A 19,164-nucleotide genomic window follows, 5' to 3' on the forward strand; every position below is an offset into this window, starting at 1 on the left:
AAAAAAAATTATGAATGTGGATGCCTCTAACCTTGTAAAAGGTGAATAGTAGGAAAGGTCTTGAAAAAAGAAGAAATAATTAGAAGTGAATAATTTCAAAAAAAATGACCACCTTATAATAATGAGGTGATCGGTATGACAATCAATACGAAAATTGGATTAAGTGTCATCATATTCTTTAGTTTATTACTGTTTACAGCATGCTTGCATATTGGTGTATGTAGAAACGGCTTCTTTGATCATCCTTATAGTGATTCTATCACTACTGATAATCAGAACGAGCCATTAAGTCCTAGGCAGTATATTCTTATTATGCCTGCATGGTAAGTGGCATGAGTAATCCTCTACGGGCTAATTCGTCCTCAATTAATGAAAGGAAATCTCTAGATAGTTGATAATTAATTGCGCGTTGGTACGTTTCAATTAAAAGGCTGTCCGACAGATTCTCAAAGGGATACATATTCACTCTATCACCTCATTCTTTACTGTTGATGGTAAATATATCATATATTCACTAGGGGATCAAACGTTCTTATTATCCACAATTTTTCATTTCTACCTGTGGACAACGATAGTATTGTTTCCTAAAACCTTGAAAAGTAAACGTGTAATTTGTGAATAAACTTATCCACATATATGTCAATAAAAAAATGTCGAAATATTTTTTTATCCATCAATTTTGCTGTTTTACTTGTACGAGCTTAAATGATTGATAGAATAAGGATAGTACACATTGGAGAAATGAGGGGGAAATGTGTTAAAACAATTTATGCCGGATCAATATGTACCTAGTGTATATGACATAAAGATTCAAGAATTAAAAGAGAATGGTGTCAAAGGAATTATTACGGACTTAGACAACACACTTGTTGAATGGGATCGCCCTGATGCTACAGAAGAACTTCTGATGTGGTTTGAAAAATTAACTCACGCTGGCTTTCAAATCGTGATTGTTTCAAACAACAATGAAAGAAGAGTAAGAGAATTTGCAAAGCCTCATAATATCACGTTTATTCATAGTGCAAGAAAGCCGCTAAGCAAAGCATTTAAAACAGCGAGAAAGCTTATGAATTTAACGAAGGAAGAAACGGTCGTTATTGGGGACCAGCTTTTAACAGATATTTTTGGAGGAAATAGAGCTGGATTACACACTATATTAGTGGTGCCAGTTGCAAAAACAGATGGATTTTTCACAAAAATTAACCGACGCATTGAGCGATCGGTCTTTCGCATGATGAAGAGAAAGGGAATGATTGAATGGGAGAAACAATAATTTGCTCTGGTTGTGGTGTACAAATTCAAACGGAGGATAAAGAAGGATTAGGTTATGCACCACCATCCTCATTAGAGCGAGAAGTGATTATCTGTCAGCGATGCTATCGTTTAAAGCATTATAACGAGGTTCAGGACGTATCGTTAACAGATGATGATTTTTTAGCAATACTTAATACACTTTCGCGAAAAAAAGCACTTATCGTAAAAATTGTTGATATTTTTGATTTTGATGGTAGCTGGCTACCAGGTATTCATCGTTTTGTTGGTGATAATGATGTCCTACTTGTAGGTAACAAAGTAGATCTTTTACCTAAGTCAGTGAAGCGTAATAAAGTCATAAATTGGATGCAGCGAGCTTCTAAAGAAAATGGTTTAAAGCCTGTAGATGTCATGCTTATGAGTGCAGAGAGCGGAGAAGCTATGATGAACGTTGCTCAGGCAATTGATGAATATAGAAATGGGAAAGACGTATATATCGTAGGCTGCACAAATGTTGGGAAATCAACATTTATCAATGGTTTATTAAAAGAGCTTGGTGCAGGCGATGAGGCGCTTATTACAACATCAAATGTACCGGGTACGACGCTTGACATGATTGATGTACCACTTGATGATGGGTCATCACTATTTGACACGCCTGGAATTATAAACCACCACCAAATGGCGCACCTTGTCACTAAAAAAGAATTAAAGATTATTGCACCAAAAAAAGAAGTAAAGCCAACGGTGTTCCAGTTAAATGAGGAGCAAACGTTATTCTTTGGTGGTCTTTCAAGACTAGATTTTATGAGTGGAAGTAGGCAGTCATTTATTGTCTATATGTCTAATGAGCTTCACGTTCATCGTACGAAGCTTGAAAAAGCGGACGAGCTTTACGAAAAGCATCTAGGTGATATGTTAACGCCACCTGGTGACACAAAGCATTTTCCAGACCTTCAAATGAAAGAATGGAAGATTGGGAAAGAAAAACTGGATATCGTGTTTTCCGGACTAGGCTGGGTTACCGTTAGCGGAGAAGGCAGTATAGTGAGAACGCATGCGCCTAAAGGTGTTCACGTAACAATTCGACCTAGTATCTTTTAACTTAGAGAGGGGCACAACCATATGAAACAGGTTTTTGGCGTGCTCGGACATCCGATAGAGCATAGTTTATCTCCAATTATGCACGAGGCTATATATAAGGAAATGCAACTTGATGCAACATACATCCCTTTTTTAGTCGAACCGGCTTATCTATCTGACGCCATTGCTGGTATTCGTGGACTTGGTTTAAGTGGGGTTAACGTGACGTTACCTCATAAAATAAATGTTATTCCTTTTCTTGATGAATTAGACGAAAAAGCAGCAGTTATTGGTGCAGTCAACACGATCGTGCATGATAAGACTGCAAACAAATTGATTGGATTTAATACAGACGGAGATGGCTATGTAGAGTCTTTGTTGCCAATGCTTACAAAACCTTTAACTGAATCTAGAGTTTTAATTATTGGATCAGGTGGTGCTGCTCGCGGTGTTGCAGTAACTCTCGCGATGCGTGGCGTATCACATATGATGATCGTTAATCGGACTCCTCAAAAAGCACAAGAGCTAGCTCAAGTCTGTTCCAAGTGGTCTGATTCGGTTGGTTCTGGACTTGAGAAAGCACAATCGAAGCTCACAGCGTTCGATGTTATTATTAATACAACATCTTTAGGGATGAAACCATATGAATCAGAGATGCCGATGTCGTTAGAGGCACTCTCGCAAACAACTGTTGTCAGTGATTTAATTTATACACCTAGTAAAACAAGATTTTTACTTGAGGCAGAAAAGCGTGGGGCAACGATTCATAACGGTTTAGGAATGTTTATTAATCAAGGTGCATTAGCTTTTTATAAGTGGACAGGTAAGCAGGCACCTCGTGATGTAATGGAATTGGCAGTAAAAAGAAAGCTTAATGAAATGGGGAAATAACATGGCATTAACAGGAAAGCAAAAACGATATTTACGAAAAGAAGCACATGATTTAAAACCGATTGTACAAGTAGGGAAATTTGGAGTGAATGAAAACCTCATTACTCAAGTAAATGATGCTTTAGAAGCAAGAGAATTATTAAAAGTGACGATTTTACAAAACTGCCCTGAGGATAAAGACGAGGTTGCGGAACAAATTGCACGAGGTGCAAAAGCGGATCTTGTACAATTAATCGGAAGTACGCTAGTGTTTTATAAGGAGTCAAAAGAAAATAAACAAATTGATTTACCTAATTAAGGTATACTTATGACTAAAAAAGTAGGGATAATTGGAGGGACGTTTGACCCGCCTCATATTGGACATCTCATTTTAGCAGAAGAAGCGAGAATTACTTGCCTGCTTGATGAAGTGTGGTGGATGCCTAATGCAATACCTCCGCATAAGTCTAAGTCAAATACCGATGAAGGATCACGTGTCAAGATGGTAGAGCAAGTTGTTCGAATGTCTCCACATTTTCGGTTATGCTTAGAAGAGATAGAACGTGAGGGGGTATCCTACACAGTGGATACGTTGCATCATCTCATGAAGAAACACCCTTCTTTAGCATTTCATTTTATTATGGGTGGAGATAGTGTGGAGAATTTTGATTCGTGGTATAAAGCGAATGAATTAAAACAGCTACTCCCATTTATCGTAATGACAAGGCCAGGATATGAAGTAGGTGGACAAGACACATTTCGTGACCTAACTATATTGGAGCGAGTGCAACTGGATGTATCCTCTACAATGATTCGGGAATCTTTATCCAATGACACGTTCAATGAGTATTTAGTTATTCCAAACGTTGCAGCGCTTTTAAAGGAGAACAATAATGAATGAATCAAAGGCGCTTCACGCAGTTGAAAGTGCTTTAAAACGCAAACGATTCGAGCATACTGTTAGAGTGGTAGAGACAGCGACAGAGCTCCAAAAGCAGTACGGTGGAAATCTAAACGTTATACGCTTAGCCGCAATACTGCACGATTATGCAAAGTATCGACCGATTGCAGAAATGCAAAACAGGGTGAAGGAATCGGACAGTTTGCCTAATAATCTTTTAGATTACGGAGACGAGCTTTTACATGCATTTGTCGGAGCAGAATATGTGAAAGAAGAGCTTCAAGTAACGAATAAACAAGTACTAAGTGCAATTACGTACCATACGACAGGGAAAAAAAATATGTCCAAAGAAGAAATGATTGTTTTTTTGGCAGACTATATAGAACCTGGCAGAACGTTTCAAGGAGCGGAGCTAGCAAGAGAGGCTGCTAAAACTAGCCTCGAGAGAGGATGTATGCTTGCGTTAAAGCAAACGATCGCTCACTTAGTATCAAAAGAACGATCGATCTACCCAGATACGTTTAAAGCATACAACTCTTTAATTACAACATTAGAAAAGGATCGTGATTAATACATGAATGCAAAAGAAAAATTAGATTTAGTTTTACGTGCCGCGGATGATAAATTAGCAAATCAGATTACAGCGTTAAATATGGATGGTGTATCACCTGTAGCTGATTACTTTGTTATTTGTCACGGAAATTCAGAAAACCAAGTAGAAGCCATCTCAAGAGAAATTAAAACTCAAGCACTAAAAGCAGGATTAAATGTAAAGCGTCTAGAAGGCTTAGAGAACGCTCGTTGGGTTTTAATTGACTTAGAAGATATCGTCGTCCATATTTTCCACAAAGACGAAAGAACGTACTATCAGCTTGAAAAGCTGTGGGGCGACGCAAGCGAAGTGAACGTCGAAGAAGTCTTACAATAAAACGTTGGGGGCGACTGTATGTCTGAAGAGCACTTTGCATCCGTGTATGATGTACTAATGGAGGATGCTCCATACGCAGAATGGTTAGAGTACGCGACTTCGAGAATCCCAGCAAACAGTAGTGTTCTTGATGTAGCCTGCGGCACTGGTACGTTTACTAGATCGCTCGCAAGACAAGGGTACAAGGTAAGTGGAACGGATCTCTCCATGGAAATGCTGACGATTGCGGAAGAGAAATCTCGCGTTGAATCCCTCTCCATTCCTTATTATCGACAAAACATGACCGAGCTTGCTGGCTTTAACGATCTTGACGCCGTCACATTATTCTGCGATGGGCTGAATTATTTAACTTCCGAAAAGGAAGTAGAAAAAACATTCAAGCATATAGCGTTATCGCTAAAAAAGGGCGGCATCTTTTTATTCGATGTTCATTCGCCGTATAAAATGGAGCATGTGTTTGATCACCAGCTTTATGGCGAAAATGGAGAAGAGATCTCATATCTATGGTTCTGTGAACCTGGCGAAGAACCTTTAAGTGTCCATCATTCGTTAACGTTCTTTATTAAGCAAGCTAATGGGACGTATATGAGAAAAGATGAAGATCAGTACCAGCGCACCTTTATTGCATCTAGCTATGAGCGCTGGCTAAAGGATGCTGGTTTTATCGATATTGAAATCACTAGTGAATTTGGTCGAGCGTCCGTTCATCAAAATGATGATAGAATCTTTTTTAAAGCTGTAAAAAAATAATATACAAACATTCGTTCTTGTTGTATAGTTGATCTATAGAACCTCTATAAACCTTACAGAACGACTCTTACACCCATACTTTTATTGCTAGAGGAATCAGATTAGCATAGGAGTGTGGGTTTTTTATGTCGATTAGTAAGCTTTGGTTCAATGAGTATAAAAAAAGAATAGCTATTGTCGTGGGTATTCTCATAATTGGCATAGTAGCATTAGTTTTTAGTCGTGAATCCTCGAATGAAGTAATTTCTCAAGAGTGGGAGTTAGAGAAAGCGGGCAATGAGAACTTAGAGCCTGAAGTAGGTATTCTTGAAAATGATTTACACTTTATTATTGATGTGAAAGGGAATGTACGCTCGCCGGGGATTTACGAAGCAGAAGAGGGAGAACGAGTGTTAGATGTCATCATGAGAGCAGGTGGATTCATCGACGAATCGGATGCGGCATTCTTAAATTTGGCTGAAAAACTCCGTGATGAGATGGTTATAGTAGTAGGGGGAAGTGATGATGGACCACTCCAGCAGTTATCTCAAGACGCTACTGGCGCATCATCAGGTACTGATAAAATTAATATCAATGTAGCGACAGACAGTGAACTACAAACGTTGCCTGGAATTGGACCTTCTAAAGCTCAGTCAATCGTGACATATCGAGAGGAGAACGGTGCATTTCAAAGTGTTGAGGATATCGTCTATGTATCTGGAATTGGCGAAAAATCATTAGAGTCTCTAAGAGACCTCATTGATATTAAGTAAGAAAGCATTGACGAGCTTCCAGCAGACCCCTACACTTAAAATTAAGTTATACATAGGAAGGACGTCGAATGAATGGAACGAATCTCTTGGCACCAATATTTTATGGCACAAAGCCATTTACTTGCGTTAAGAAGTACATGTACACGATTGATGGTAGGAGCGACAATTGTACGTGACAAACGTATCATTGCGGGAGGCTATAACGGCTCTATTTCAGGTGGTAAGCATTGCTCGGAGGAGGGGTGCTATGTTATTGATCATCACTGTGTGCGAACGATTCATGCCGAACTAAACGCCATTTTACAATGTGGAAAGTTTGGTGTAGCAACGGAGGGGGCTGAAATCTATGTAACCCATTTCCCTTGTGTAAATTGCACAAAAGCAATTATCCAAGCTGGTATACAAAAAGTGTATTATGCGGAAGATTACAAAAATCACCCTTACGCCTTGGAGCTTTTTGAGCAGGCTGGTGTTGCATATCAGCAAGTAGAATTAGAAGAAATGATTCTTGATACTAAAAACAGAGAAAAACTGTCGTTCACAGCTGAATTGCTAGCTAAATTAGATTCTTTAGGTGCTAGTAAGGAAGATCTTACAGAATTAAAATCGAAGGCGAATGAGCTTTACACGAACCCTCGATAACATTGACATCGAAAGTACGCACAGACTTCTTTAGGTAGGAGGCAGACGTGTGGGCTTTCGATTTTTTTATAGCTTTATAGTAGCACTACTCACTATTATAGCTATGGAATATGTACTAATTAGTATCATACTGGGAATTTCGTTGCTAATAAGCATCATGCTTAAACCGAGCAGATCCATCTACTTAGCTGTGAGTGTGTTTGTATTTATTTTTATTTATCATGAAGGTCAGTCCCCACGAGTTCTTTTGAAAGATACGCCAAATATCGAAGGCACTGTCCAATCCCTTCAGGCGATGAGGTCAGGTGACAATCGTATCGAATTTAAAACCAAATCAGGTGAGTTAGTACAACTATACACATCTGAAGAGCTTGAAGTAGGTGCGTGGTGTGAGGCGACAGTTAGTCTCAAGGAACCTTTGTCTAGAAAGAGTGTCTATCAGTTCGATGAACAATCGTACTTAAGTAATAAGGGGATATATCTTACTGGGGAACTATTAGAAAGTACGTGCATGAATTCCTCTCGATTTCATGCAGTCCATCGGTTTAGAAATCAGCAGCTGCAAAAGCTTGATGAATTGTCTCATGAGTCTATTCCAATTGCGAGGGCTCTAGTTTTCGGAGATCGGTCACACATGGATAGCGATTACTTATATACATTTCAAGTGCTTGGAATTATCCATTTACTCGCTGTATCTGGTCTACATGTAGGTATTATATTAGCCGCGTTATTTCTAATCCTTTATCGACTAGGTATCCAAAAAGAGAGAACATACATGATTGTTATGATAAGTATCCCTATTTATATCATACTTGCAGGAGCAGGACCGTCTATTTTAAGGGCTGGTTCTACGGCATTTTTTGCTCTACTTTTTGCGAAGTTACCTATCAAACTGCACGGTTTAGATTTGTTAGGTTTAGTTGGGCTCCTGTTACTGCTATTAAATCCGGGGTATGTGTATCAACTAGGATTTCAGCTATCCTTTTTAACGACTGGTATGCTGCTTTTGAGTAAACATGAGTTAAGTGGTCATTCTAAGGCAATAACAGTTGCTATAGTGAGCTTATACTGTCAGCTTATAACGCTGCCTTTTATTCTATGGCATTTCGGTGAGATTTCAATACTCTCTATACCTGCTAACATGCTTTTAATACCACTTGTTTCTATAATTCTTCTCCCGCTAAGTTTTATTGCCATTATTGTCTTTATGTGGACAAAGAGAACATTGCTCTTTGATTTACTTGATGTAGCTGTAAATATAATGAACCTTATCATTTACGTTTTCGATGCACTTCCATCTCACATTTTGTTAACCGGGAGACCTGATAGTGGTGCGCTCTTTGCACTGTGCGTTAGTATCCTCTATTTTTTCTGTGCAAGAAAGAAAGGGAAATTTGTAGCAATGGGTGCTGTTGGTGTAATAGTTGCATGGATGATTGTATCTCCTCGTTTTGATTCCGCAGCTTATGTACATATGCTGGATGTAGGGCAAGGGGATGCCATTTTCATCGAGGGCCCAAAGCGCAGTCATACGATGTTAATAGACACAGGCGGGGTTATGAGCTGGAATGATGACTACAAACCGACCGGGCCGGCTAAAAAAACGATCATTCCTTTTTTAACGTATCGAGGAATTCAAGAAATCGACACGCTCTTTTTAACACATGGTCATGTAGATCATATTGGAGAGATTTGTGCATTACTAGAAAAGGTCACATTTAAAAGAGCAATATATCCGTTAAGTCGAGATATTCCATCAGAGGCAAAGGCGCAGTTGGCATGTCTTGAAGAGCGACAAATACCAATCACTTATGTAGTATCAGGGCAGTCTTTTAAGGGGGAATATGAAGATCATACTATTATTTATTCGGATGAACATGCTGTGGATGAGAACGATCGTTCCTTAGTTCTCTTATCAACGTTCTACGACACCACTTTTTTATTTGCGGGAGATACGGAAGCACAAGGAGAGGCTGCGCTTGAAAAAATGGAGTTAGAGATTGATGTCATAAAAATTGCTCATCACGGTAGCAAAAGCTCTTCGACCGAGAGTTTTTTGGATTCGATTAATCCGGCGCTTGGACTTCTAACTGTTGGAGAAAGGAATCGTTTTGGGCATCCCCATAAAGAAGTTATAGAACGGTACGAGGCTCGTAACATACCTATTGCTAGGACGGATTCGATGGGGAGCGTTACCGTTAAAGTATCTGAATCTGGTATCGCGGTACAATGCTTGCATAAAACGAAAAAAAGCTGTACCTATTAGAAAGGCGCAGCTTTTTATCCGGACTATTAATTATAAAAGAAGATCAATTGCTTGTCCGACAGCAAAAATGAGGAAGAAAAAAACAAAAGAAACGACGAACCCAATTCCACTATCAATTGCATCGTTTTTGTTATATTGTACATCCTTTTCAAATTCGTTCATTCTTATCCCTCCTGTCATTAAAAAGTATACTGGATTTACTAGCAAAAATCCATCTATTAACGAGAACGTTTTCGTGAAGTTTGTGAACAATTGAAAGGGATAGCTGTGATAAAATAGACGAAGTGTATGGAGGGGGTAGTAAAATGTCTTATTTAAAGGTAAGTTCAGATATACAAAAGGGCAATATTGCTCCAATTTATTTACTATATGGGACAGAAACTTATTTGATTGAGGATATTATCCAAAAGGTGATTAATTCTGTCTTACACGTTGATGAGCACGATATGAAGCTTGTTCGCTATGATATGACAGAGACGAGCATCGATGAAGCTATCGAAGAGGCTTATACATTTCCTTTCATGGGCGGAATGAAAGTAGTCATTGCACAAGATGCAGGATTTTTAACGGGTGCTAAACAGAAGTTGTCTTTTGAGCATACCATTCAAAAGCTTGTCGAGTACGTCGATCATGCGCCTGAAGAAACCGTATTTATTCTTACAACTGGTGCCGAAAAGCTAGATGAACGAAAGAAAGTAGTGAAATCACTTAAAAAATCTGCAACAGTTCTCCATGCTGCGCCACTTGAGCAAAAGGAACTCATGCAGTGGATAGCAGAGAAAGCAAAAGAGTTAGGTGTGACAATCGAACGTGAGGCCGCAAGTTACTTGATTGAGGTAGTAGGTGATCATCTGCTGCTTTTATCTTCAGAGCTGTCAAAGCTTGCTCTCTACAATGGAGATGAGACAACCATTACTAAAAAAGAAGTGGAGCTTTTAGTACCTCGTTCGTTTGAACAGGATATTTTTGCGCTTGTTGACGCTGTTGTAAAAAGAAATGCGACAAGGTCCATGCGTATTTATAGAGACCTACTAAAACAAAAAGAAGCACCACTTAAAATTCTTTCACTCATGGTTCGCCAATTTCGTATTTTGTATCAAGTAAAACAATTGGTGAAGCAAGGATATGGAGAAAAAATGATCGCTGGGAGAATTAAGCAACATCCTTATGCGGTGAAGCTTGCAAGTAAACAAGTGGCAAGCTTTCAAACTTCTGAGCTTGCGAATTTAATCAAGGAGCTAGCTGAGCTTGATTTTTCGATTAAAACAGGGAAGGTATCGGACGAGCTTGGAGTGGAGTTGTTTTTATTAAAACGGTCTTAAATGAGAATCGTAATAGCGCAAGCTAAAGGATCATCTGAAAAACGGACCCACGTACAAAGGTGAAATTTATTATTTTGGAGTGGTGATATGGAGGAATTGATAAAGAAGAGATTAGTAAAAGCATGCCTCTTAACAGAGGACTTTTATTTGGATTTAAGCGATGAGCAGCTCGGGTTTTCGATTCGAGGCCTGCCATCGAACACCATCGGGGAACAAGCCTATTGCTTAATTGGAGCGAGAGAAAGCTATTTGAAGGCGTTAGTGAAAGGAGAGTGGAATGGGTTTATTTGTAGCTTAACTAACCTCAATGATTCAAAGGAAATTAATCGAAATTTAACGGAGTCTCGAGCTCGTTTAGAGTCCTTTCTTTCTCAAGAAAGCTTATCAAATATGCATTATCAATTACTGGTCGACTTGTTAGAGCATGAGGTTCAGCATCATGGGCAATTGATTCGCTTTAGTTATGCAAACAAGCTAAAATTCCCTAAGAGTTGGAATAATCGATATACAGTTTAGCTATTAATTTATTTTGAAATTTAATGATTTTTTGTATGTATTCTTAAACATTACTGATACTAATAATTTATATAAAAATAGACTGTTGAGAATGTTTTCTCAACAGTCTGAGCACCCATAAGGGGTGCTTTTTTTGCCTTTTTTTGTTAAAACAAATTCACTTATGCAGTGATTTCGTTTAGGCGTACTTGTAGTGCGGATTTACGACGGCCCGCTGCGTTACGGTGAATAAGTCCCTTAGCAGCTGCCTTATCAATACGCTTAGATGCTTGTACGAACGCTTCTTTCGCACCTTCTACTTCCTTTTGCTCAATTTTAGAATTGAACACCTTAACGGCAGTACGTAGATCAGATTTGATTGCAGCGTTACGAGCGCGGCTATCTTCGTTAGTTCTAACGCGCTTCTTTGCAGATTTAATATTTGCCATCTGTTTCACCTCCTCGGATGCCACAGTAATAACTTTTCGCTATTTTTGCAACAATAAGGATTGTATCAAACGGAACCATAAAAAGCAATAAGATTTTGGTTGATAATAAACGGCTAGGAGGTCATATTAATGCAAGAAGAAGTCTTAAATATTCGTACGGATTTAGCGGTAGAGTCTTTGCAGTCATTTCAAGATATTGTTGTGAAAGAGGAAGAACTGGAGGGCGTTCTTGTTTCCACGGTTATCATTAAAGCCGAGCAAGCAAAGCGAATAGGAAAACAAGCCGGGACGTATATAACGCTTCACGCTAAAAACGTCCGTCAGGTCGAAGAACAGCTTGCGTTAGAAAATGCGCTTGTCAAAGCCATGCAATCACTCCTTCCTGTAGTTACATCTCAAAAGGATATCAACTGCCTGATTGTGGGTCTTGGAAACCCCGATGTTACACCAGATGCACTTGGGCCGAACACGTGTAAACGACTATTTGTCACCCATCACTTGAATGAAGTAGACCGTGGACAAGGCTTTGAAAAGGTCGCTGTCTTAACACCAGGTGTTATGGGGACTACAGGGATGGAGACGGCAGATATTGTAAAAGGTGTTGTCACTACATTACAGCCAGACTTCGTTATTGTCATTGACGCACTGGCAGCTCGCTCAATAGAACGAGTATATCGAACAATTCAACTATCAGATGCAGGCATTCACCCAGGCTCTGGCGTTGGGAATCACCGAAAGGCGCTTACGAAAGAATCGCTCGGAGTTCCAGTTCTTGCTGTAGGAATCCCAACAGTTGTGGATGCGGCGACAATTGCGAGCGATGCAATAGACTTTTTATTAAAGCATTTAGGTAAAGAAGCACGTGAAGCGGACGATCCAGGAAAGAAGCTTGCTCCTGCAGGATTTGGAACTCATGAATTAACAGACGAAGATATTCCTGATGAAGGAAAGCGTAAAACATACTTTGGAGCAATTGGACTTCTTTCCTCTGAAGAAAAGAAGCAGTTGATATTAGAGGCATTAACCCCTCTAGGGCATAACTTAATGGTTACTCCAAAAGAGGTAGATGCGTTTATCGAGGATGTCGCAGACATTGTGGCAAATGGCCTTAACCGAGCGCTTCACCCTGCAATTGCAGATAAAAATCGAAGTATGTATTCACCTAATTGACATAGGCTATTACCTCCTTGCATAGCTTGTACAAGGAGGTGATCCCTTGAAAGATTACGTAAAACAATCTCTTAAACTCGTTATGACAAGCTTTTATATTGCGATGAGTGTCCTTTTACTCATCACGACGATAACATCCTTTGGTACTAATAAACTGTTGCGAATCGAGCCGGTGGACGCTCTCATTCAACAAATTGAAGCAGAATCCCTACTTGCTTTACTTATGGTCGAAAATCAGGCTTTAACGAAGCCAGAAAAGAAGCTAGCTGACCGTGTTATTGATTACATGAAATCGATAGACGAAACCATGCTGTTTGGTGGTGCCATTCCACACATAAGCCAACACACTGGTAAGATTCTAAAAGCTGGAGAAGGATCAACGTATTTAACCATGTCTAAAGATACAACACCAGATATTTCTACGTTGATGGGAGAGCGTAAAGCCAATCAAGATAGAGTAGCTGAGCTTGAACAATGGAAAGAAGCCGTTACGAAGGAAGAAGAGGTATCATTACCAACTAGTAAGACGGTTCATATTGTACATACGCATAATCGAGAGTCATTTTATCCGGAGCTCGAAGCAGGGGCTGAGGCTTTTCATAAAGATGTGAATATTACACTCGCAGGCGAGCGTTTGGCACTCCAACTCAAAGAGCATGGAATTAACGCGATGGTTGAGACGACAGATATTGGTCAAATGCTACAGGATAGAGGGTTAGGATATTCTAAATCATATGAGATGTCGCGAGAGGTTGTAACTCAGGCAATAGCCGATGAACCGACCCTTACGTTCTTTTTAGACTTACACCGAGATTCCCAGCCGAAAGCGATCACGACAGCTACGATTAATGGACAATCCTATGCCAAGCTCATGTTTGTCATTGGTGAAAATAATCCAAACTACGAAAAAAATGAGCAGTTTGCTTTGCGATTACACAACGAAGTAGAAACGATCATGCCAGGGATAAGTAGAGGGATTTACGCACCACCTGTAAAAGCCTCGGGACGAAATGGTGTTTACAATCAAGATCTATCAGAGAATGCTGTATTAATTGAAATTGGTGGTGTGGATAACTCTTTAGAAGAGGTATATCGAGCGGTTGATGTATTTGCTAAAGCTTTTGCAAAGCAACTCACATTGATGGAGGAGGAGAATTAAATGGGACACTTATTTATGCGTTTTTTGTTACTTGGATTTATCTTTATGTTTGGATTCATTGCCGGGATTGTCTATAGCGATTTTGGCACGATAGAGCCTCAGATGATCGTAAATACCGTTAATGAGACACCACCTGTAGAAGAGAACGTGGTATATGAACGCTCGTCAGCAGCAGACCCTCCTCCTGCTACATTTTTTTCTGCGGCAGGAGAAGGCGTTGAAACAACGCTAAAGTCATTATTTAGGTCGATTTTAGCAGTTCCTGAAAACTAATAATTGAGTCTTGCTCCTACTTCTTGCTATAATAAGAAATAGTGCATAGTTGACGTAGGAGTGATTAATAATGAAGCCAGAAGAAAGAATACAGCGTAGAGATAAGATTCGTAACTTCTCGATTATCGCGCACATCGACCACGGGAAGTCTACACTTGCTGACCGTATTTTAGAGAAGACGAGCGCTTTAACGCAGCGTGAGATGAAGGCACAAATGCTTGACGCGATGGACTTGGAGCGCGAGCGTGGAATTACGATTAAATTAAATGCCGTGCAGTTAAACTATACAGCTAAAGATGGAGAAACATATATTTTCCATCTAATTGATACACCGGGACACGTCGATTTTGCCTACGAGGTGTCAAGAAGCCTTGCAGCTTGCGAAGGCGCGTTACTAATTGTGGATGCAGCGCAGGGGATCGAAGCACAGACTCTTGCAAACGTCTATTTAGCGTTAGATAACGATTTGGAGATTTTACCTGTCATTAATAAAATTGATTTACCGAGTGCGGAGCCTGAACGTGTTGCGCAAGAGGTAGAGGACGTTATTGGGCTACCTAAAGAAGATTGCATTCCTGCCTCAGCTAAAAGTGGCATTGGAATCGAAGAAATTTTAGAGAAAGTCGTACAAAACGTACCAGCTCCTTCTGGTGATCCTGAAGGACCTTTACAAGCGATGATCTTTGACTCTTTATACGACCCGTATCGTGGCGTTATCGTTTACATTCGTATTGTACAAGGTACCGTGAAGCCGGGCGAAAAGATTCGCATGATGGCGACTGGAAAAGAGTTTGAAGTACAAGAAGTTGGGGTTTTCACACCAAAGCCAATTTCACAAGAAGAGCTTACTGTTGGAGATGTAGGATTTTTAGTAGCCTCTGTTAAAAATGTGGCTGATACAAGAGTCGGGGACACGATCACACATGCTAATCGTCCAACTCCTGAAGCACTTCCGGGATATCGTAAGCTTAATCCAATGGTATTCTGCGGACTGTATCCAGTTGATACAAACGATTATAATGATCTTCGTGAAGCGCTTGAAAAGCTGGAACTAAACGATGCGGCCCTTCAGTTTGAGCCAGAGACATCTCAAGCTCTTGGCTTCGGCTATCGCTGTGGATTCCTAGGACTATTACACATGGAGATTATTCAGGAGCGAATTGAACGAGAGTTTAATATCGACCTAATTACTACTGCGCCAAGCGTAATTTATGAGGTTGAGCAAACAGACGGTGAAAAGATTCGTATTGATAATCCGTCTAACATGCCAGATCCTCAAAAAATTGAGTCTATCCAAGAGCCTTATGTTAAAGCGGAAGTGATGGTTCCAAACGATTATGTAGGATCTGTCATGGAGCTTTGTCAAAAGAAGCGTGGAGATTACGTAGATATGAAGTATCTAGATGAGAATCGTGTCAATATCGTCTATGAGATCCCTCTTTCTGAAATCGTCTATGACTTCTTTGATACATTAAAGTCGAATACTAAAGGGTATGCGTCATTTGATTACGAGTTAATTGGATATAAAGTTAGCTCTCTAGTTAAAATGGACATTCTTTTAAATGCAGAGAAAATTGATGCGCTATCAATAATTGTACACCGTGATTCTGCCTACGAGCGTGGAAAGATCATCGTTGAAAAACTTAAAGAACTTATTCCAAGACAGCAGTTTGAAGTACCTATCCAAGCTAGTATTGGGAATAAAATTCTTGCTAGATCAACGATTAAAGCAATGCGTAAAAACGTACTTGCAAAATGCTATGGTGGAGATATCTCTCGTAAGCGAAAGCTTCTTGAGAAGCAAAAAGAAGGTAAGAAGCGAATGAAGAGCGTTGGTAACGTAGATGTTCCTCAAGAAGCCTTCATGTCCGTTCTTAGCATGAATGATGAGAAGTAAGTAGTCGCTCTCAGGCGACCTATCAGAGAGGGTGACCAAACGCGTTCGTTTGGCTCACCCTCTCTTCCTTGTTTTGTGTTAACTATGAAAGGAGCTATTATGCCATCTTCGTTATATGTACATGTGCCATTTTGTGAACAGATTTGTCACTACTGTGACTTCAATAAATTTTTCTTAAAAAATCAGCCGGTCGAGGAGTATGTGGATTTAGCTATTCAAGAAATGCAAATGACGGTAGAGAAGTACCCTCAAAAGCATGCGATAAGAACAATTTATGTAGGCGGAGGAACCCCAACCTCTCTTGATACACCTACTCTTGAAAAGCTATTAAAAGGAATTAAATCAACGTTTACCCTTCACGATGAAGTAGAGTGGACGGTAGAGGTGAACCCTGGAAGTGCGGATCAGGAGAAGCTGAATATGTTAAAAGCGGTCGGTGTGAACCGATTATCAATCGGGGCACAAACGTTTGATCCGATGCTTTTACAAACGATTAACCGCGATCATAAACCAACAGATGTTGGGGAAACTGTCCAGATGAGTATACAAGCAGGAATAACCAATTTATCGGTCGATTTAATGTTTGGACTGCCGAATCAAACAATGGAGCAGTGGAAAGATACGTTAAGTAAACTTGTAGAGCTCCCTGTCGCTCACGTGAGTGCTTATTCACTTAAAGTGGAGCCTAAGACTGTCTTTTATCAGCTTTGGCAAAAAGGTAGGCTACCCTTACTACCACAAGAGCTTGAAGCGGATATGTACGACTACTTAAAAGAATTTTTAGGTAAAAACCACTTTTCCCAATATGAAATTAGTAACTTTGCTAAAACAGGCAAGGAGAGTATTCATAACTTAACGTATTGGGATAACAATGAGTATTACGGAATTGGAGCAGGTGCACATAGTTATGTTTATGGCATAAGAAGAATGAATCATGGCCCTCTTCCGAAGTATATGAAGGCTCTTAAAGCAAGCGAGCTTCCATACTTAGATGAACATCCTGTGTCTCAGGTGGAAAGAATGGAAGAGCAAATGTTTATGGGGCTTAGAAAACGGAAAGGAATATCCGTGACGGAGTTTAAAAAGCGATTTAATAAAGACGTGGAGGATGTTTTCCCTACAGTAGTATCATCATTACGGGAAAAAGGACTACTGGACCTTGATGGGGACTATTTATTGCTCACAGAAAAAGGGATGTTACTTGGCAACGAAGTGTTTGAACAATTTTTGTTAACGGAAGAGGATTAATTGTGCCTCTTTCGTTGACAATAGGGAGTCCTCTTTGGTAACTTATATTATAGATTTAGCACTCATCTTAATCGAGTGCTAACAGGAGGGGATTCACATGTTAACAGAGCGTCAGTTGCTAATCTTAAAAGCAATCGTAGATGATTATGTAACACATGCGGAACCAGTCGGCTCTCGTACCGTATCTAAGAGAGAGGACATTAGCTATAGTCCTGCTACGATACGTAATGAGATGTCCGATTTGGAAGAGCTAGGTTTTTTAGATAAGCCTCATAGTTCTGCGGGCCGAATCCCTTCACAAAAAGGGTATCGATATTACGTCGATCATTTATTACGTCCAAAAAACGTAGCGAAAAGAGAGACACTTGATATTAGAGCTCTTATGCAAGAGAAATATCAGGAGTCTGAGATGCTTATTTCGCAGTCTGCAAAGCTTTTGTCGCAGCTTACAAGCTACACATCCATCGTTCTTGGTCCAGAGGTGTTTGAGTCTAAATTAAAGCAACTTCAGCTCATCCCGATCTCTGATACCCAGGCCGTTGCTATTATCGTTACCGACACAGGTTACGTTGAAAATCAAACGGTTCACTTCCCTAGTAAAATAAATGGTGGAGACTTAGAGAGAGTCGTCAATATATTAAATGAACGACTTGCTGGTGTACCCATTTATATGCTACAAAAGAAGCTTGATAGCGAAGTGAAACAGGTGATGAAAAAATATGTTTCTCAATACAACATGATGCTAGATGTTTTTCATCATGTTTTCGAGTCGCAGCAACAGGATAAGGTGTACTACGGCGGAAAGACGAATATTCTTTCTCAGCCTGAGTTTAATGATGTGGAGCGTGTGCGAGATATTTTAAACATTTTTGAAGAGGACGCTCTCGTATCGAAGCTGTTCAAGTCGGATGGAGCAGGGCTTACTGTCCGTATTGGTCATGAGAATCACTTTGAGCCTTTTGATCAATGTACGGTAGTAACGGCCACTTACTCGCTTGATGGAACGCACATGGGTACGATAGGTATACTTGGTCCGACAAGAATGGAGTATCCGCGCATCATTAGTTTAATGGATTATTTTTCAAAAGATTTAACAAAGCTACTAACAGACATGAAGCAAAGTGAATAAGGGAGGTGAAGGAATTGACAAACGAAAAAGATCACGTTCATGAAGAAGAAGCTACTGAAGATCAAGACGTTGTACTAGAAGAAGAAGCAGAATTTGTAGAAACGGATGCAGAAGAAGTGTCACAGCCTTCAGAAATCGAGGAGCTAGAAGCAAAAGTGGAGGAAGCGACGAATAAACTACTTCGTACACAAGCTGACTATGATAATTTCCGCCGTCGAACGAAGCAGGAAAAAGAAGCGGCGGCTAAATATAGATCTCAATCACTTGCTGAGAGTCTAATTCCAGCAGTTGATAACTTTGAACGCGCTCTGTCTGTAGAAGTCGAATCAGAAGATGCAAAAAGCCTACTAAAAGGTATGGAAATGGTGCATAAACAACTGATTGAAGCACTCAAGAATGAAGGCGTCGAACAGATGGAAACGGTAGGAGAAGCTTTTGATCCACACAAGCATCAAGCAGTGATGCAAGTGGAATCTGATGAGCATGAATCAAATACGATAATCGAAGAGCTTCAAAAAGGATATATTTTGCAAGATAAAGTTATTCGACCTGCAATGGTTAAAGTTAGTTCATAAA

24 protein-coding genes are annotated in these 19,164 nt (G+C 39.8%); 21 read left to right on the forward strand and 3 right to left on the reverse strand.

The window, feature by feature from the left end; translation table 11 throughout:
* The first annotated feature begins 135 nt into the window (after positions 1–135).
* On the forward strand, positions 136–327 hold the full coding sequence (locus FLK61_RS07500) for a hypothetical protein (protein WP_176008862.1): 192 nt from the start codon (positions 136–138) through the stop codon (positions 325–327).
* Here FLK61_RS07500 and sda read toward each other — a convergent pair.
* Positions 311–460 (reverse strand): sporulation histidine kinase inhibitor Sda, encoded by a 150-nt coding sequence (gene sda / locus FLK61_RS07505; RefSeq protein ID WP_176011171.1) that lies wholly within the window; start codon positions 458–460, stop codon positions 311–313. The genes FLK61_RS07500 and sda overlap by 17 nt on opposite strands.
* Before the next feature lie 294 nt (positions 461–754).
* Here sda and FLK61_RS07510 point away from each other — a divergent pair, with 294 nt between their 5' ends.
* The 11 genes from FLK61_RS07510 to FLK61_RS07560 all read left to right on the forward strand — a co-directional run bounded on the left by FLK61_RS07510 (position 755) and on the right by FLK61_RS07560 (position 9,446).
* Positions 755–1,273, forward strand: a complete 519-nt coding sequence (locus tag FLK61_RS07510; RefSeq protein ID WP_176008863.1) for a YqeG family HAD IIIA-type phosphatase — start codon at positions 755–757, stop codon at positions 1,271–1,273.
* Positions 1,258–2,358 carry a ribosome biogenesis GTPase YqeH gene (yqeH, locus tag FLK61_RS07515; protein WP_176008864.1) on the forward strand — a complete coding sequence of 367 codons (1,101 nt, stop codon included), beginning with the start codon at positions 1,258–1,260 and terminating at the stop codon, positions 2,356–2,358. The genes FLK61_RS07510 and yqeH overlap by 16 nt, the downstream gene beginning before the upstream one ends.
* Positions 2,359–2,379: 21 nt before the next feature.
* On the forward strand, positions 2,380–3,228 hold the full coding sequence (aroE, locus tag FLK61_RS07520) for a shikimate dehydrogenase (RefSeq protein ID WP_176008865.1): 849 nt from the start codon (positions 2,380–2,382) through the stop codon (positions 3,226–3,228).
* Between the two features lies 1 nt (position 3,229).
* The gene (gene yhbY / locus FLK61_RS07525; protein ID WP_176008866.1) at positions 3,230–3,526 is read left to right on the forward strand and encodes a ribosome assembly RNA-binding protein YhbY; all 297 of its coding nucleotides are present in this window, start codon (positions 3,230–3,232) and stop codon (positions 3,524–3,526) included.
* A gap of 9 nt (positions 3,527–3,535) precedes the next feature.
* Positions 3,536–4,108: a nicotinate-nucleotide adenylyltransferase gene (gene nadD / locus FLK61_RS07530; RefSeq protein ID WP_176008867.1), complete on the forward strand. Its 573-nt coding sequence runs from the start codon at positions 3,536–3,538 to the stop codon at positions 4,106–4,108.
* Positions 4,101–4,679, forward strand: coding sequence for a bis(5'-nucleosyl)-tetraphosphatase (symmetrical) YqeK (gene yqeK, locus FLK61_RS07535; RefSeq protein ID WP_176008868.1), 579 nt, complete (start codon positions 4,101–4,103; stop codon positions 4,677–4,679). Before nadD ends, yqeK begins: the two co-directional genes overlap by 8 nt.
* A gap of 3 nt (positions 4,680–4,682) precedes the next feature.
* The gene (rsfS, locus tag FLK61_RS07540; protein WP_176008869.1) at positions 4,683–5,036 is read left to right on the forward strand and encodes a ribosome silencing factor; all 354 of its coding nucleotides are present in this window, start codon (positions 4,683–4,685) and stop codon (positions 5,034–5,036) included.
* Between the two features lie 18 nt (positions 5,037–5,054).
* Positions 5,055–5,786: a class I SAM-dependent DNA methyltransferase gene (locus FLK61_RS07545; protein WP_176008870.1), complete on the forward strand. Its 732-nt coding sequence runs from the start codon at positions 5,055–5,057 to the stop codon at positions 5,784–5,786.
* 125 nt (positions 5,787–5,911) lie between these two features.
* Positions 5,912–6,538, forward strand: a complete 627-nt coding sequence (locus FLK61_RS07550) for a helix-hairpin-helix domain-containing protein (RefSeq protein ID WP_176008871.1) — start codon at positions 5,912–5,914, stop codon at positions 6,536–6,538.
* A 72-nt stretch (positions 6,539–6,610) separates the two neighbouring features.
* Complete coding sequence (locus tag FLK61_RS07555; protein WP_176008872.1) at positions 6,611–7,180, forward strand: ComE operon protein 2; 570 nt, start codon at positions 6,611–6,613, stop codon at positions 7,178–7,180.
* Between the two features lie 49 nt (positions 7,181–7,229).
* The gene (locus tag FLK61_RS07560; protein ID WP_176008873.1) at positions 7,230–9,446 is read left to right on the forward strand and encodes a DNA internalization-related competence protein ComEC/Rec2; all 2,217 of its coding nucleotides are present in this window, start codon (positions 7,230–7,232) and stop codon (positions 9,444–9,446) included.
* Positions 9,447–9,476: 30 nt separating this feature from the next.
* Here FLK61_RS07560 and FLK61_RS07565 read toward each other — a convergent pair whose 3' ends face one another.
* Positions 9,477–9,608 (reverse strand): YqzM family protein, encoded by a 132-nt coding sequence (locus FLK61_RS07565; RefSeq protein ID WP_176008874.1) that lies wholly within the window; start codon positions 9,606–9,608, stop codon positions 9,477–9,479.
* Positions 9,609–9,751: 143 nt separating this feature from the next.
* Here FLK61_RS07565 and holA point away from each other — a divergent pair, with 143 nt between their 5' ends.
* Both holA and FLK61_RS07575 read left to right on the forward strand, forming a co-directional pair.
* Entirely contained in the window at positions 9,752–10,768 is a 1,017-nt protein-coding gene (gene holA / locus FLK61_RS07570; protein WP_176008875.1) for a DNA polymerase III subunit delta, read from the forward strand.
* Positions 10,769–10,855: 87 nt separating this feature from the next.
* Positions 10,856–11,284: a hypothetical protein gene (locus FLK61_RS07575; protein ID WP_176008876.1), complete on the forward strand. Its 429-nt coding sequence runs from the start codon at positions 10,856–10,858 to the stop codon at positions 11,282–11,284.
* A gap of 161 nt (positions 11,285–11,445) precedes the next feature.
* Here FLK61_RS07575 and rpsT read toward each other — a convergent pair whose 3' ends face one another.
* Entirely contained in the window at positions 11,446–11,712 is a 267-nt protein-coding gene (rpsT, locus tag FLK61_RS07580; RefSeq protein WP_176008877.1) for a 30S ribosomal protein S20, read from the reverse strand.
* A 129-nt stretch (positions 11,713–11,841) separates the two neighbouring features.
* Here rpsT and gpr point away from each other — a divergent pair, with 129 nt between their 5' ends.
* The 7 genes from gpr to grpE all read left to right on the forward strand — a co-directional run bounded on the left by gpr (position 11,842) and on the right by grpE (position 19,163).
* Positions 11,842–12,882: a GPR endopeptidase gene (gpr, locus tag FLK61_RS07585; protein WP_176008878.1), complete on the forward strand. Its 1,041-nt coding sequence runs from the start codon at positions 11,842–11,844 to the stop codon at positions 12,880–12,882.
* 46 nt (positions 12,883–12,928) lie between these two features.
* Positions 12,929–14,041 carry a stage II sporulation protein P gene (gene spoIIP / locus FLK61_RS07590; RefSeq protein ID WP_176008879.1) on the forward strand — a complete coding sequence of 371 codons (1,113 nt, stop codon included), beginning with the start codon at positions 12,929–12,931 and terminating at the stop codon, positions 14,039–14,041.
* Entirely contained in the window at positions 14,042–14,314 is a 273-nt protein-coding gene (locus FLK61_RS07595) for a hypothetical protein (RefSeq protein WP_176008880.1), read from the forward strand.
* Positions 14,315–14,384: 70 nt separating this feature from the next.
* The gene (gene lepA, locus FLK61_RS07600; RefSeq protein WP_249777696.1) at positions 14,385–16,211 is read left to right on the forward strand and encodes a translation elongation factor 4; all 1,827 of its coding nucleotides are present in this window, start codon (positions 14,385–14,387) and stop codon (positions 16,209–16,211) included.
* A 99-nt stretch (positions 16,212–16,310) separates the two neighbouring features.
* Positions 16,311–17,459, forward strand: a complete 1,149-nt coding sequence (hemW, locus tag FLK61_RS07605; RefSeq protein WP_176008881.1) for a radical SAM family heme chaperone HemW — start codon at positions 16,311–16,313, stop codon at positions 17,457–17,459.
* A gap of 97 nt (positions 17,460–17,556) precedes the next feature.
* Positions 17,557–18,588, forward strand: coding sequence for a heat-inducible transcriptional repressor HrcA (gene hrcA, locus FLK61_RS07610; RefSeq protein WP_176008882.1), 1,032 nt, complete (start codon positions 17,557–17,559; stop codon positions 18,586–18,588).
* Between the two features lie 5 nt (positions 18,589–18,593).
* Positions 18,594–19,163: a nucleotide exchange factor GrpE gene (grpE, locus tag FLK61_RS07615; protein WP_430708799.1), complete on the forward strand. Its 570-nt coding sequence runs from the start codon at positions 18,594–18,596 to the stop codon at positions 19,161–19,163.
* Position 19,164 lies beyond the last annotated feature (1 nt).

The organism is Paenalkalicoccus suaedae (assembly GCF_006965545.2).
Lineage (GTDB): Bacteria > Bacillota > Bacilli > Bacillales > Salisediminibacteriaceae > Paenalkalicoccus > Paenalkalicoccus suaedae.